The following is a 15731-nucleotide window of genomic DNA, read 5'->3' as shown; positions in this document are numbered from 1 at the left end:
ATGCCATGAAGTTGTTATCTAAAGTTTCTGTTTTGGGTTTGCTGATCTCTACATTTTCACTCAGTGCTTGCCAGAAGCCCGAACAGAATGCGGAGAAAACAGCTTCAGCAACTGAAAATACGGCTGTCAAAACACTGTCTATCGGTTTCCAGAAATCCTCGCTCAATTTACTGGTTGCTAAACAACAAAAGCTATTTGAGCAAGAGTTTCCGAACGCCAAAATTGAATGGCGCGAATTCCCTGCCGGCCCACAGATGCTTGAAGCACTTGCCGTCGGCGCAGTTGATTTTGGTTATGTCGGCAATACGCCACCGATCTTTGCTCAAGCTGCGGCTAAACCGTTGAGCTATGTGGCTTATGAAGTGGTTCCACCAACAGGACAAGCTGTTCTGGTACATGCCAACGGCAAAATCAGCACCCTTCAAGATTTAAAAGGCAAACGTATCGCAGTACAAAAAGGCTCAAGTGCACATGAATTGCTGGCAAAAACCTTGCAGAAAGCAGGCCTATCTTGGCAAGACATTCAGCCCATCTGGTTACCTCCTGCTGACGCACGCGCAGCATTTGACAAACAGGCTGTTGATGCATGGGCAATTTGGGAGCCCTACTTAGGGACAGCTGAACTCCAAGGCCATACCAAAACCTTGATAGATGGCTCTGCTTTTCCAACCACTTATTCTTTTTATATTGGTAATCCTGACTTTATTAAAAAGCATCCTGATTCTGCACCAAAACTGATCAAGAGCATCAATATTGCAGATCAGTGGATTGTGCAGCATCAAGATCAGTCACTACAGATTTATGCACAAAGTACGGGCTTAAGCCTTCCCGTTGCACAACGTGTTTTAGACAAACGACCAAAACCATCTCCTGTACACACTCTTACACCTGAGGTGATACAGAGTCAGCAAAAAATCGCCGATTTATTTAAACAAGATCAGCTCATTCCTGTGCAAATTGATATTCAGCATAGTGTCTGGTCTGCCCAATAAACATTGATTTCATTTTCATAAAGGAACATCGACATGAATATTTTCTGGTTTATCCCCACTCATGGTGACAGTCGCTATTTAGGCACCAGCAAGGGCGCTCGTCAGGTCGATCATGCTTATATGAAACAAATTGCGGTTGCCGTGGATAATCTGGGTTATGCAGGCGTACTTATTCCAACTGGACGTTCTTGCGAAGACCCTTGGATCACGGCTGCCAGTTTGATTGATGCAACTACACAACTTAAATTTTTAGTGGCACTGCGTCCAGGGCTGACCACACCAGCACTGGCTGCACGCATGGCAGCAACTTTTGATCGCCTCTCCAATGGCCGTATTCTGCTCAACCTTGTCACAGGTGGAGATGAGCAAGAATTGAAAGGTGATGGACTCTATGAGGATCACGGTACCCGTTATCAAACTGCTTCTGAATATGTCAAAATCTGGCGTGAAATTCTCACTCGCTCACATACAGGTGAATCATTTACATTCCACGGCGAACGCCTCAGTGTCGATGATGCCAAACTGCTCTACCCACCCGTACAAAAACCTTATCCACCGCTGTGGTTCGGTGGCTCATCAGAAGCCGCAACTGAGCTTGCAGCTGAGCAAGTCGATACTTATTTGACTTGGGGTGAACCACCTGCAGCAGTGAAAGAAAAGATTGAATATTTACGTGGCAAAGCCGCAGCCAAAGGCCGTACCCTGAATTATGGCATTCGCTTACACGTGATTGTCCGCGAAACCAATGAGCAGGCTTGGGCCGCTGCCGATGAACTGATTCAATACCTAGATGATGCAACGATTGCCGCAGCACAGAAAAAATTTGCACAAATGGACTCAGTGGGTCAGCAACGCATGGCAGCATTACATGGTGGTCGTAAAGATCAACTTGAAGTATCGCCGAACCTATGGGCGGGCATCGGCTTAGTCCGTGGTGGTGCAGGAACTGCTTTAGTAGGTGACCCAGAAACCGTTGCTGCACGAATTCAAGAATATGCAGATTTGGGTATTGATACCTTTATTTTCTCAGGTTACCCACATTTGGAAGAATCAATTCGCTTTGCCGAACTGGTGTTCCCTTTACTCCCACTCAAAACACGGGAAAAACTGGCACAACCGCATTTAACTGGGCCTTTCGGGGAAATCATTGCCAATAATTATGTTCCTGAGACCAAGGAAGCAAAAACCTTGATCAAGGAGACTGTATGAATGTAAAGGTTGTTTTAAATGATGTTTCACGTGGAACACAAAAAATAGGGAAAGGGCTGCTGCCTTGGCTATTTCCAATTCTGCTGGTTCTGATTTGGCAAGCAGCTTCGAGCTCTGGCTTATTGCAAAGCAGAGTATTGCCAGCCCCAACTGCTGTCGTGAGTGCCTTTTGGCACTTACTAATCAGTGGGGAGCTTTGGCAACATGTCAAAGTCAGCGCAGGCCGTGCCTTGCTCGGTTTATTAATTGGTGGTGGCCTAGGTCTGATCTTGGGACTATTGAATGGTTCATCTCGTATTGCCTCGACTTTACTCGATACCACCTTGCAAATGATCCGTAACATCCCTGCACTGGCACTGATTCCACTGGTGATTTTATGGTTTGGGATCGATGAAACTGCCAAACTCTTTTTAGTCGCTGTCGGTGTATTTTTCCCAATCTATATCAACACCTATCATGGTATTCGCTCTGTCGACCCACAATTGATCGAAATGGGAAAAAGTTACGGTCTCAATCGTTGGCAACTGTATAAAGACATTATTTTACCTGGTGCAATGCCCTCTATCCTGGTCGGACTACGTTTCTCTTTAGGTCTGGTTTGGGTGCTGTTAATCGTGGCAGAAACCATTTCTGCACAAGCAGGAATTGGTTATATGACCATGAATGCACGCGAGTTTTTACAAACGGATATCGTCTTGGTGGGTATTTTACTCTATGCCCTACTCGGAAAATTAGCGGATGTATTGGCTCAAGTTCTGGAACGTTATCTACTGCGCTGGCATGCAGGTTATCAAAAATAATAAGGACATCAAGATGAGTAACTTAAATTTAAACTTCTACGATAACAACCTGATTCAGCCTGTTACTGAGGCAGAAACCTCAACCTCGCCAGACAATGGTGCGCATATTCTGATTGAGCAACTGTATAAATTTTATGGTGAAGTGAAAGTCCTCGAAGACCTCGACCTGAATATCCAAGCGGGTGAGTTTGTTGCGATCGTTGGGCGTAGCGGTTGCGGTAAAAGCACCTTGCTCCGTTTAATTGCCCAACTGGAAAAAGCCAGCTACGGTGAAATTAAATTCCAGTCAGCGCGTCATTTCCGTGAAGGCATCACCAACCATGACATTCGTGTCATGTTCCAAGACCCACGCCTACTCCCATGGAAAAGTATTATACAAAATGTACAATTGGGTTTACCCAAAAATCAGCATCAGCTTGCAGAAGCGCTGTTGGAAAAAGTAGGACTCAAAGACAAAGCCACGCAATGGCCAGCTCAGCTCTCAGGTGGACAACGTCAACGCGCTGCACTTGCACGGGCCCTTTCCCATACGCCACGTATTTTGCTGTTAGATGAACCGCTTGGCGCATTGGATGCACTGACCCGTTTAGAAATGCAGAACCTCATTGAGCGCCTTTGGAAAGAACAAGGTTTTACCGCTATCTTGGTCACGCATGATGTCAGTGAAGCAGTCCAACTTGCCGACCGGATTATCCTGTTGGATCAAGGGCATATTGCCCATAGTTTTCAGGTGAACCTACCACGCCCGCGTAAAAAAAGTATCGCGTTCGCCCAACTCGAACAACAAGTTCTCGATGCGGTTTTAGCCACCTAAAGCCGCATCAATGTGAACTAAAATGTGACCAAAATAATAAAAACTTAACGCTCTTTTTCCCTGATCAGAAAAAAATTATTTACAAAATATGTATGCATTTTTTTAGATTTCAATAATTATCAAATACATCGTTAGCACTGGCCTAAAAAGTATATTTTTTTCGATAAAAAAATTGCACAATTGTGCACAAATCCGACAATTTATCTTACAATGTCAATGACATTTTTTGAATCAAGCTCGCAGATGGAACAGAAGAAAAGTACACAAAAGCGCAATCAGCTGCTGAATGCTGCCCTAGATGTTTTTTCCGTCTATGGGTTTAGTGGTGCCAGCCTCGATGAGATTGCGCAACTTGCAAATATGCATAAATCGAATATTTTCTATTACTATGAAAATAAAGAATCGCTTTATGTCGAAGTGCTTACCACTGTGTTGCAAAAGTGGCTTGCACCCTTACAAACCTTAGAGTCTGAGCTTGAGCCAACTGAAGCACTCACTCACTATTTGATTCAAAAAATTGAAAGCTCACGTGATCAGCCAAAAGCCTCACGTTTATTTGCCCTCGAAATTATTCAAGGTGCACCGCATATTTTGCCGATCTTAAAAGGCCCTTTGAAAAAGCTATTTAAGCGTAAAACCAAGGTGATTCAAACTTGGCAAGAACAAGGCAAATTGTCGGCAGAGGTCGATCCAGAATTATTGATTCTCAACATTTGGGCGATCACACAAAACTACGCTGATTTTTCAACACAAATGGAAATGGTGACAGGTAAAACCTTACGCAACCGTAGCATGTATCAACGGACCATCGAACATACTATCCATGTGATGTTATACGGCGTGTTGCCTCGCTAAATTTTCTTCACTAACCTTATTTTAGCGATTGAAATATAATAAAAAAGCGACGTTGTGAGTCGCTTTTTCTGTTAAATAAGTGAGAAAATTATTAAGTTGACCTAAACAAAATTATGGGCATAAGCCATCATAGAAAAACCGTTCTAGTGCTATAAACTATAGAACGGTTTTGAATGAGATATTGATACGAAATACAAAATATCAAGCATTCCGTATAAAGCGTATTATGTTAATTTTAGACAAACTCACTAATTATTAAATTAAAATATAAGAGAGCCTTATGGACACATATCTTAGTTCAGGAACTGGTTTTCCAGCAGGAATATTGGTACATACAGAACAAGGTTGGACACCAATTCAAGACATTAAAGTCGGTGATTTAGTACTGTCCAAACCTGAAAACGGTGTGGGTGAGTCAATATATAAACCTGTAGTCAATACCTTTGTTTATGAAAATAAAGAGTTATGGTTAGTGAAAGTGAAAAAACATTGGAATGATGAAGACATCAACGGAAATATAATTGATAGTAGTACATATCGTTATACTCATAGTTTATCTGAATTTATAGCTACACCGAACCATCCTGTTTTTGTCGTGGGAAGGGGGACTGGGGATGGGAACCAAAGTTTAGAAAGTATCGTTCCTTACGCAAAGCCTGAGTGGAAACGGGTAGATCAATTACAACAATATGAAATTGTTATGAATAAAGATTGTATTTTATTCTATATAGAACAGGCACAACCTTTATATCAATATCAAGATAAAAATTTAGAAACTTTAGATTCTACAATTGCTTGGTATCAACAAAATTATTATGTTTCACAGAATCCAATGGAAACTGAAGACATTGAGTTTTATGATTTTGAAGAAGGGACAGCAATAGATATTGATTATTGTAAGAATGAAAACATTATTAAAGGAAGTAGCCTCACTGATAAGTCGGGTGTAGGGGTTAATAAACGTAATGTTTTAAAAGATGAAAATGGACAATATATTTCATTTACAGACACTGTTTATAATTTGGAGGTAGCAGATCATCATACTTATTTTGTCACTATGTCTGGTGTGTTTGTACATAACACGAGTAGCCCTGAACAGACGGTTTTGTAGCATTAAAACTAATTTTAGCTACTATTGAACTTTATAAATATAATATACAAATATTTAGATAATTTGCTCCATTTAACATAATGGCCGTTATGCGAATCCACCACAAAACAATTATTTTATTTCAATGGTTTATTAACAATATAAAGCTTACCTATACATACCACTGTATTAAATCTTTGCATTTAAAAATGCGCTTGATACAACGCCAATAATTTTTGTGCACCAAGCAGCAGATTCTCTTCCCAATCTAAATGAGCCGTATCATTGGCGCCATCAGTAATATATTTGACCGAAATCAAACGCACACCTAACTTTTGGCACACTTTAGCCAAGGCATAGGCTTCCATATCCACGAGATTACAACTGACTTTAGGAATTCCTGTTTCAAAAGAATCACCTGTGCCGCAGATCCCTTTGGGTAAAAGCTCAAAATGTGGCTGGATATGGATCTCTGCTGGAATTTCATCATCCATCGGTGTCACACCCATAGCAAAACCTAAGGGAGACACATCCATATCACGTTGTACGAAAGTGATGACTTCAACCAAACTGTGCGCATCAAAATATGAACTTCCAGCACTTCCTAAGTTGATGAGTGTCTTACAGCCCGTTTTTTGAATCACCTCAAAGGCTTTAAATGCTGCATTAATTTTGCCGATTCCACTGTAATGAACGTCGATACCAGCTTGCTCAAATAGACCTTTAGATTCATTCGGCAAAGCCATAATCAGAGCAATATCAGCATTCATAAAGGACTCTTTTCAATCAGAATAAACAAACATAGCATGAATTTAACAAAAAATATGATACTCGGAAACGTCGTCCGCAACTGTTCGAGACAGGGCTCCATTTATAAGGAGTTGTTTCTGCGACTCTTTCAGCTAGTTGATGGTAGTCAACGAGTTTTGCGGATGACAATGGTTTTGCTTACTTTTGCCGAAACAAAAGTAAGTCGAACCGAAGGTTTATCCTGAAATTGGATGAGAACAAATAAGATTCCATCAAGATAATTGTTTTTAAAAAACTAAAGATATAAAACGAACTAAGGTCACATAAAAAGGTGTGCTTCATCATACCTCGATATTATTGCATCTTCTGCTGTAAGGCGACCAAACAAGGAGAGAAAAATAATTGACCACTATACGCTCCTACGACTGTTTTCTTCATGACCAAAGCCCATAAAGCAACCAACAGCAGACTTAAAACCACAGCCGCATACTGTAAGAAATCGATGTGCAGCTGATGCGCCAGATTAAAAATCGCCAGAATAAATACACCGAACGGGAAAGTGAGGCCCCACCAACCCAAGTTAAATGGAATGCCTGTACGCATATGACGCAGTGTGGTCAAAATCGCAATCCCAAACCACCATAAGCCAAAACCTAATAACACCAAACTTGCCACAATACCCAAAGCTGGAAGTAATGTCGCTAGGCCTTCAAACCCCATCGCTTGCATGATCCGTGGTGCTTGCTCACCCAATAGTAATAACGCTAATGCACCAGTTCCAATCGGTCCTAAGCATAACCAGCTAGAAATCGCGACCTCTTTCTCAGGCAATTGGTGCAATGCCAAACGTAGCATCAAAATCGTTAAGATCGCAAAAGCAGGTAAAACTGAAATGCCCCACAACACATAACCCGTGATCAAGATATACAGTGCATGTTGATCCGCCGCTAAATGTTGCAATAACAGCCCTGCTGAACTTGCAGCAACCTCACACGCCACAATCGGCAACAACCAAACCGCAGTCATGCGATGTAACTGGTGATCTTGGCAGCTGAACATACAAAATGGCACCACCCACGCGATCAAGACGGCAAGAACGACATCGATGTACCAAAGGTATTCGGCTATTTGAATGGCAATATCACCATATAAATGTGTACCAAAACTGAGAAAACCATTGGCAATTGTAGCAAGCCCCATCGGAATCGCACCGAGAAATAGGCTCATATTAGGGTGCGTAAAAATCTGCTTGGCTTCAGTTGGAAATAAAATCCAGCGTAAGAGATAAAGCACACTAAACGTACTAAATAGCAGAATATTAAATTGCCATAATTTGGTCGCCAGCATAAATAACAGAGATGAGGCGAAAGGTAATTGTGCTAAAATCATGGCAACAACACCCGTTCCCATGGTTGCAGTGAACCAGTTCGGGGTAAAATGGCGAATCACATCTGTGCTCTGTTCTAGCTGGTAAAATGGCTTTTTCATCTCTATTTCTATCTAAAGCGACAATGTTGTTATTTTAATAGAACTCCTAAATAAGAAAAATTGATTTATTTTTATTTAATGAATCAATTAAATTGATATAAAGCGATTAATTATTGAAATTTTTCTGTGTAAAAACACAACAACAAGACGAAACGCCGAGAATATGGCAATATATAGCCTTTGCAAAAATCACTGTATTTAACGCCCATGAAGTTGCTTCGTCTCAACGCATTATCGCCAGATTTTCAGTTACCTCCAACTGCGGTAACGATTGGCAATTTTGATGGTGTCCATCTCGGCCATCAAGCGATGATTGCCCAGCTCAAAACGTTGGCTGAAGCGCAAGGCTTAAAAACATTGGTGATGATTTTTGAGCCACAACCACTTGAATTCTTTAAAGGTTATGATGCTCCACCGCGTATCAGCTCGCTCAGAGAAAAAGTAGAATATTTAACAGAGCTCGGTGTGGACTACATTGCTGTCGCGAAATTCGATCAGTATTTTAGAAGCTTAAATGCCACCGAATTTGCCGACCTACTCAAATTAAAACTCAATGCCCAAAGCTTGGTGCTCGGTGATGATTTCCATTTTGGTAAAGACCGCCAAGGTAATAGCGAATTCTTACGTGATTATGGTTTTGATGTCATCAATTTAAATACCATTGCTTTAAATGGTGAACGTGTCAGTTCAACCCGTATTCGTCAAGTATTACAAGCAGGTGATTTGGCTTTGGCGGCAAAATTATTAGGCCGTCCTTACAGCATCACAGGTCGCGTGCAATATGGCGATCAGATTGGTCGCACCCTTGATTTTCCAACCATTAATGTCCGTTTGAACCGTCATAAACCCTGTTTAAATGGGATTTATGCGGTGGATGTGGTCTGTGAAAATGCCTCACTGACAGCAAAAGTAAAACATGCAGATCCTGCCCTCAACGGCATCACAGGATACCAAGCTGACAGTTTATTTGGCGCAGGCCATGTGGGGACACGCCCAGCCATCAAACAAGACCACCCAGAATGGCGATTAGAGGTACATTTCCCTGATGTTTCTGCTAATCTGTATGGCTTATTGATGCGGGTAACCTTCCTTCACTATTTACATGGTGAACTGAATTACCCTTCGCTTGAAGCCCTCAAAGCTGGAATTCATGATGATGTGCAAAAGTTACGAGACTATCGTACCGACACAACAGAATTTCCTTTTTAAATTTAATTAGTAGGGTTTGTTAATACTTCACAAATCCTAAAGTAATACATGTCAGTTTACAAACTGATCAAACTGGAAGAAAACTTGCATGAGCGATAAGCAAACTCCTGAAAATGCAGTGGATTATAAAGCCACACTCAATTTGCCAGCGACTGATTTTGCCATGAAGGCAAACTTGGCTGTGCGTGAAGCCAAATGGTTAGAAGAGTGGTATGCCGACAACATTTATCAGCAGATTCGTGAATCGCGTATTGGCAAGAAAAAATATGTACTGCATGACGGCCCTCCATATGCCAATGGTCAAATCCATTTAGGCCATGCTGTCAATAAAGTATTAAAAGATATCATTGTTAAAAGCCGTGTCATGGATGGTTTTGACGCACCATATGTGCCAGGCTGGGACTGTCATGGTCTACCAATTGAACTCAAAGTTGAAGAGAAAGTCGGTAAAGTCGGTGTCAAAGTTGATGCATCAACCTTCCGTAAAGCATGCCGTGAATATGCATACACACAAGTTGAATTACAGAAGAAAGATTTCGTGCGTATGGGTGTGTTTGGGGATTGGGATAATCCTTACCTGACCATGAATTTCAAACAAGAAGCAGACATCGTTCGTTCACTGGGTGCCATTGCGAAAGCAGGTCATATTGAACCAGGTTTAAAACCTGTGAACTGGTGTTTGGATTGTGGTTCTGCACTCGCAGAAGCGGAAGTTGAATACGAAGATAAAAAATCAGATGCGATTGATGTTGGTTTCACGGTTGTTGATCTCAAAGATCTCAGCACACGTTTGAATGTTGACGTTCAAGATGCCACGGATATCGTCATTTGGACCACTACACCGTGGACTTTGCCCGCTAACCAAGCGGTTGCACTACACGCTGAAATCGACTATCAATTGGTTCAAGTGACCACTGAACGTGGTACGCAAAACTTTATCCTTGCAAAAGACTTAGTTGCATCTGCAGTTGAACGTTATAAGCTTGAAAATCCAGTGGTTCTTGCTGATTTCACAGGCTCAGCAATCGAAAATCTATTATTACAACATCCACTGCTTACAGACCGCCAAGTCCCAGTAATTTTAGGTGAGCACGTCATTGCCACCAGTGGTACGGGTGCTGTTCATACCGCTCCGGGCCATGGTGTGGATGACTACAAGGTCGGCCTACAATACAACTTAAAAGTTGAAAACCCAGTTGGTGGTAATGGTGTTTATTTACCAACTTCACCGATCTTTGCGGGTGAGCACATCTATAAAGCCAATCCAAAAATCATTGAGGCTTTAGGTGCAGTGGGTCGATTATGGGCACATCAACCGATTAAACATAGCTATCCGCATTGCTGGCGTCACAAAACTCCAATTATCTTCCGTGCGACACCACAATGGTTTATCAGCATGGATGCAAAAGGCTTACGTCAAACCGCATTAAACGCGATTGAAAATGACATCGACTTCGTGCCAGATTGGGGTAAAAACCGTATTCAATCTATGATTGAAGGGCGTCCTGACTGGTGTATCTCACGCCAACGAACTTGGGGCGTGCCAATTCCATTTTTTGTGCACAAAGACACCAATGCATTACACCCACGTACACCTGAATTGATCGAAGAAGTGGCCAAACTGATCGAGCAAGAAGGTATTGACGGTTGGTACAATCGCGAAGCAAGTGAATTTATCGGTGCTGATGCAGAACAATATAATGCAGTACGGGATACTTTAGACGTTTGGTTTGACTCAGGAACTACACACTATGCAGTGCTGCGTGAACGTGATGATCTACAAGATCCAGCAGACTTATATCTTGAAGGTTCAGATCAACACCGTGGCTGGTTCCAATCATCGTTGTTAACCTCAATTGCAATCAATGAACGTGCGCCTTATAAAGGCCTACTCACCCACGGTTTTGTGGTCGATGAGAAAGGTCGTAAGATGTCTAAATCATTAGGCAACATCATTACCCCACAAGACATTATCAAAGATATGGGTGCTGATGGCTTACGCTTCTGGATCGCATCGGCGGACTATCGCTATGAAATGACGGCTGGTAAAGAAATCTTTAGCCGCGCATCAGATGGTTATCGTCGTATCCGTAACACCTTGCGTTTCTTGTTGGCCAACTTGAATGGCTTCAAACCATCAACAGATGCGTTACCAGTCGACCAACTGATTGCATTGGATCAATACATCTTGCAACGTGCTGCTGAGGTTCAAAAAACCATCCAGCAAGCCTATGAAGAGATGAACTTCCATATTGTGACCAATGCATTGACCAGCTTCTGTATCAATGACTTAGGTGGCTTCTATCTCGACATCATCAAAGATCGTCAGTACACCACCAAAGCAGACTCACAGGCACGTCATTCTGCACAAACTGCGTTGTATCATATCGTACAAGCTTTTGTTCGTTGGATGTCACCAATCCTCAGCTTTACCGCACAAGAAGCTTGGCCATTGATTCCAGAACAGACTGGAAAATATGTATTTACCGCTGAATGGTATGACATTCCAACTGCATCAACGGCAAACTTGTTGTCTGAAGCAGATTGGCAAACATTGATTAGCGTAAAATCAGCAGTAAATAAACAGATTGAAGCAGCACGTAACGCTAAACTGATTGGTAGTAACCTGTCTGCTAAAGTTGAACTTTGGGCAGATGAAGCATTACAAACATTGTTAAACCAATTGGCTGATGAATTACGTTTTGTCTTGATTACTTCTCAAGTCATCGTTCACCCATATGCAGAACAAGGCGAAAGCACAGACCTCGAAGGTCTGCGTGTCCAAGTTTCAGCGGCAGACGGTGAAAAATGTGTACGTTGCTGGCATGTATTGCCTGATGTAAATACACACGTTGGTCATGCTGGTTTATGCGCTCGTTGTATTATCAATGTCACTGGCAGTGGCGAAGTGAGAAAATATGCATAATTCTGTGCAAACAAGCCCAGCAAAAAAAGGCTTATTCCAGTTTTACCCACACAACGTACTCTGGCTTGGACTTTCTGTCCTTGCCATTGTGTTGGATCAATGGACCAAATGGATTGCAAGTTCGCATTTAAACTATGCGGACCCTGTTCCCGTTCTGCCTTTCTTAAATTGGACACTGCTGCATAATTATGGCGCAGCATTCAGCTTTTTGTCTGATGCAGGTGGCTGGCAACGCTACTTTTTCACCTCATTAGCAGGCTTTGTTTCGGTGATTTTTGTTTTCTGGCTGATGCGTATGCCTAAGAAAATGATTGTATTACCGATGGCAATTGCATTGATTCTTGGTGGCGCAATTGGCAATCTGATTGACCGTGTCAGTTTAGGCTATGTGGTCGACTTTATTCATGTTTATTATCAAAACAGCCATTTTCCAGCCTTTAATCTTGCAGATAGCTCAATTACCCTAGGCACGATTTTGCTGCTGATCGATACTTTCTTCTTAGAGAAGAAACGCAACCAAAATGCGGATGCATAAGATGAACGAAATTATCCAACCAAACGAAGAAATCCGTATTCAAGAAGGCTCAAAAGTCGACTTACATTTTTCTGTATCGGTTGAAAATGGTGTTGAAATCGACAATACCCGTGGTCGTGAAGAGCCTGTTAGTCTTGTGATTGGTGATGGTAACCTGTTACCTGGGTTTGAAAAGGCTTTATTTGGTTTACGTGCAGGCGACCGTCGTACTGTACATTTACCCCCTGAAGATGCTTTTGGACCTTGGAATGCCGAGAATATCCAAATCTTTGATACGGTTAAATTTGAACAACGCCCAATCGTGGGTCATATGATTGAGTTTGAAGACAAGGCCAAAGCTACACTGTTTGGCGTTGTAAAATCGGTCAATGATGACACCACAGAAATCGATTTTAACCATCCACTTGCAGGCAAAAATATTACCTTTGAAGTGGAAATCTTCAAAGTTACCCCTGCAGGTCAGCAAGGCATCAAATTGATGTAACAAAAAAGCTCTCAAATGAGAGCTTTTTTTATCGCCTAAAAAAAGTATAAGATCATTTAAAGGCATTCATTTTTAAAATCAAAGCAATAACACAGGAATTTCAATATGCTCATTTATATTATTGTTGGTAGTGTTCGCGAAGGCCGAACAGCGATCAAAGTCGCCAATTGGGTACAACAAGCAACGACTGAACTCAGATTAAAAGATATTCAAACAGAAATCGTCGATCTTAAAGAGTGGGACTTACCTTTATTTGCAGGTTCTCATCCCCCAGCGACAGGCATTTATGATCAACCCAAACAACAGCAATGGGCAGATAAAATTGCACAGGCACAAGCATTTATCTTTATTAGTCCTGAGTATAACCATGGCTATAGTCCAGCGCTCAAGAATGCCTTGGATTACGTCGGTAAAGAATGGCAAGGCAAATCTGCGGCTTTTATCGGCTACGGCTCCACTAATGGTTCACGTTCAATCAGCCAAATCCGCCAAGTGACCTCTAGCTTAGGCCTTGTTGATCCAAATGCCGTCATTGAAATTCGAGACATTTTTAAACGCAATAAAGATGAAAACTTTGAAGCCAATGAATTTGAAGTGAAGGGCTTAACAGCGCTGATTAATAAACTACAGAAATATAATATCGCTTAGTTGTAAGCCTAAGCTTACGTTGATCAGGGTGATTTACGTCTGTTCCACTTTCGACTTCATCGCTAATATATCAATCATAGAGAGACAGGAAGTCTCATTGAGAATAATAAAACACACAGGACGTGGTCGTTAATAGGATATCAACGACATAAACTGAATATGAAGAAGCCCCGTCAGGATGATGGAGCTTCTTTTTTATATCTATTCTTTCTCTAACAACTGCTGGATTCTCTTTTGATAATTATTCAGAAAATCCTTTGTTACCCGAAAATGCTCAGTTTCTTCATAAGATATCTCCTTAATCCCCATATCCGAAAACTGATAAATTTTGGCATTTGGATAAGCCAATAAAATAGGAGAATGTGTGGCAATAATAAATTGAGATTGCTCCTGACATAAGCGATCCAAAACCGATAAAGTTGTCATCAACATGGTTGGAGACAAGGCTGCTTCTGGCTCATCCAAAAGATATAAACCCTTGCCTTTGAGTTTCAGCATTAATAACTTTAAGAAGGCCTCTCCATGTGAGCGTAAGTGGATATCTCCTCCATACTCCACCAGATAATCTACTTGCTTCATATAAGTTGCAACGTTATAGAAACTCTCAGCACGCAAGAAGTAATAATCTTGGGGCTTCTTATAGCTTTTTATCGTTCGAATCGCCTGATGCAAATCAGAAGCCGTTGTCGCAGTATTCAATTGAACATTACGCGTTCCACCTTCTTCTGAAAAACCCAAAGCAAGCGCTAAAGCTTCGAGAATGGTCGATTTCCCTGAACCGTTCTCCCCGACAAAGAAAGTAACTTCTGGATGAAACTCGATGCTTTCTAAGTCGTTAACGGCAGGAACAACATAAGGATAACTGGCCCAATCCAAGGACTCAGGTGATTTAAACTTTACCGCTCGAATATAAGGTCTTTCTTGCATAAAACATTGGCACATCTATTTGTTATAGCATGCTAGATTTTAAGTTTGAAAAACACCGTAATTCATTTAGATACGTCTTGAGTTGTCGCTTTCCTCAAATGATCTCTTTAGGCCTTCTCTAAATCCAATGATTATCAATCAATTCCATAACGTCATATAACCGTTTTTCTAAGCGATGTTTCCCTATAGCACAAATAATTTCTTTAACCCCATCAACATACGGTGAATCACCTAAAACCTTTGTCTCAAATACAATTGAACATGATTTATCATCTGATATTTGAATACGATGATATGCATGTCGAGCTAAATTTTGTTCAGGAATCGCAAGCTCAAACTGCTGTCTTTTTACATCACGTACTGATTCGATTGCATCATCCTTCATACTGAGTGACTTGGCCATCGCCACCGCTGTTCCAGGTACAGAGGTTTTATTTGCTTGATGAGATTCAATGATACTTATTTGATATTGGCTGAAATTTTGCCCACTTTTTTGAATCATATTCATAAATTTAAGCATTAATATATTGGTATTTGGGCATAAAACGACTGGAATATCCAAGTAATGTTGCTTGTAATCAATATCCGTGGATAGCTCAATAAGACTAGAACCTGTTTGTTTACAATAAGAAACAGCCTCTTTTAGCTCTCTACCAGAACCTGCATGTACAACAATAGCTATTTCAGCTTCATTATTATTTCGATCAGCCCAAGCGAAGACTTTATAGTCTTTATTAAAATCCAGTCCTTTGAGTAATTCATTCGCTAATTTACCAGAGCCAATAATATATACATTAGTCATAAATTAAGATTTGTAGACGATTTTCTTTATTTTAATCTATTTCCCACCATTTCTTTTCTTCCGAGCAATAAAAAACCCCCCTCCGCTAACGCGGAGGGGGTGTTTAAATTTAAAAGCTGGCGATGACTTACTCTCACATGGCAAGTGCCACACTACCATCAGCGCTAAGAGGTTTCACTTCTGAGTTCGGGAAGGGATCAGG

The 15731-nt window shown here is 41.3% G+C and carries 15 protein-coding genes and 1 rRNA gene; 11 read left to right on the top strand and 5 right to left on the bottom strand.

Annotated elements, in window-relative coordinates:
* Nucleotides 1-5: 5 nt before the first annotated feature.
* The 6 genes from F909_RS02225 to F909_RS20550 all read left to right on the top strand — a co-directional run bounded on the left by F909_RS02225 (nt 6) and on the right by F909_RS20550 (nt 5781).
* Entirely contained in the window at nt 6-992 is a 987-nt protein-coding gene (locus F909_RS02225; RefSeq protein ID WP_005154239.1) for an aliphatic sulfonate ABC transporter substrate-binding protein, read from the top strand.
* Between the two features lie 33 nt (nt 993-1025).
* Nucleotides 1026-2201 carry an FMNH2-dependent alkanesulfonate monooxygenase gene (gene ssuD, locus F909_RS02230; protein WP_005154238.1) on the top strand — a complete coding sequence of 392 codons (1176 nt, stop codon included), beginning with the start codon at nt 1026-1028 and terminating at the stop codon, nt 2199-2201.
* Nucleotides 2198-3001: an aliphatic sulfonate ABC transporter permease SsuC gene (gene ssuC, locus F909_RS02235; RefSeq protein ID WP_005154236.1), complete on the top strand. Its 804-nt coding sequence runs from the start codon at nt 2198-2200 to the stop codon at nt 2999-3001. Before ssuD ends, ssuC begins: the two co-directional genes overlap by 4 nt.
* A gap of 13 nt (nt 3002-3014) precedes the next feature.
* Nucleotides 3015-3815, top strand: a complete 801-nt coding sequence (locus tag F909_RS02240; RefSeq protein WP_005154235.1) for an ABC transporter ATP-binding protein — start codon at nt 3015-3017, stop codon at nt 3813-3815.
* A 243-nt stretch (nt 3816-4058) separates the two neighbouring features.
* A complete protein-coding gene (locus F909_RS02245) occupies nt 4059-4670 on the top strand; it encodes a TetR/AcrR family transcriptional regulator (RefSeq protein ID WP_005154234.1) in 612 nt (203 codons plus the stop codon).
* A 280-nt stretch (nt 4671-4950) separates the two neighbouring features.
* Complete coding sequence (locus tag F909_RS20550) at nt 4951-5781, top strand: Hint domain-containing protein (RefSeq protein ID WP_005154233.1); 831 nt, start codon at nt 4951-4953, stop codon at nt 5779-5781.
* A 182-nt stretch (nt 5782-5963) separates the two neighbouring features.
* On the opposite strand, the gene F909_RS02250 is transcribed toward F909_RS20550, so the two are convergent.
* The gene (locus F909_RS02250) at nt 5964-6530 is read right to left on the bottom strand and encodes a phosphorylase family protein (protein ID WP_005154232.1); all 567 of its coding nucleotides are present in this window, start codon (nt 6528-6530) and stop codon (nt 5964-5966) included.
* A 334-nt stretch (nt 6531-6864) separates the two neighbouring features.
* On the bottom strand, nt 6865-7998 hold the full coding sequence (locus F909_RS02255; RefSeq protein WP_005154230.1) for a TDT family transporter: 1134 nt from the start codon (nt 7996-7998) through the stop codon (nt 6865-6867).
* 207 nt (nt 7999-8205) lie between these two features.
* On the opposite strand from F909_RS02255, the gene ribF reads away from it, so the two are divergent.
* The 5 genes from ribF (at nt 8206) to F909_RS02280 (ending at nt 13800) form a co-directional block, all read left to right on the top strand.
* On the top strand, nt 8206-9207 hold the full coding sequence (ribF, locus tag F909_RS02260) for a riboflavin biosynthesis protein RibF (protein ID WP_005154228.1): 1002 nt from the start codon (nt 8206-8208) through the stop codon (nt 9205-9207).
* A gap of 88 nt (nt 9208-9295) precedes the next feature.
* Nucleotides 9296-12133, top strand: coding sequence for an isoleucine--tRNA ligase (gene ileS / locus F909_RS02265; RefSeq protein ID WP_005154226.1), 2838 nt, complete (start codon nt 9296-9298; stop codon nt 12131-12133).
* Between the two features lie 4 nt (nt 12134-12137).
* Nucleotides 12138-12668 carry a signal peptidase II gene (gene lspA, locus F909_RS02270; protein ID WP_171067365.1) on the top strand — a complete coding sequence of 177 codons (531 nt, stop codon included), beginning with the start codon at nt 12138-12140 and terminating at the stop codon, nt 12666-12668.
* 1 nt (nt 12669) lies between these two features.
* A complete protein-coding gene (locus F909_RS02275; RefSeq protein ID WP_005154218.1) occupies nt 12670-13152 on the top strand; it encodes an FKBP-type peptidyl-prolyl cis-trans isomerase in 483 nt (160 codons plus the stop codon).
* 105 nt (nt 13153-13257) lie between these two features.
* Nucleotides 13258-13800 (top strand): NADPH-dependent FMN reductase, encoded by a 543-nt coding sequence (locus tag F909_RS02280; RefSeq protein ID WP_005154215.1) that lies wholly within the window; start codon nt 13258-13260, stop codon nt 13798-13800.
* Between the two features lie 201 nt (nt 13801-14001).
* Here the strand turns inward: F909_RS02280 and F909_RS02285 are convergent, their stop codons facing one another.
* From F909_RS02285 to rrf, 3 genes are all read right to left on the bottom strand, one after another.
* Nucleotides 14002-14727, bottom strand: a complete 726-nt coding sequence (locus tag F909_RS02285) for an AAA family ATPase (protein ID WP_005154214.1) — start codon at nt 14725-14727, stop codon at nt 14002-14004.
* A 118-nt stretch (nt 14728-14845) separates the two neighbouring features.
* Entirely contained in the window at nt 14846-15529 is a 684-nt protein-coding gene (locus F909_RS02290) for a dihydrodipicolinate reductase C-terminal domain-containing protein (RefSeq protein ID WP_005154206.1), read from the bottom strand.
* Nucleotides 15530-15643: 114 nt separating this feature from the next.
* A 5S ribosomal RNA gene (gene rrf, locus F909_RS20545) occupies nt 15644-15731 on the bottom strand; the annotation flags it as partial.

The organism is Acinetobacter sp. ANC 3929 (assembly GCF_000369405.1).
In the GTDB taxonomy this organism is placed as follows: domain Bacteria; phylum Pseudomonadota; class Gammaproteobacteria; order Pseudomonadales; family Moraxellaceae; genus Acinetobacter.
Note: the sequence above shows the minus strand (reverse complement) of the source record. Positions and strands in the feature narration are given on the sequence as shown.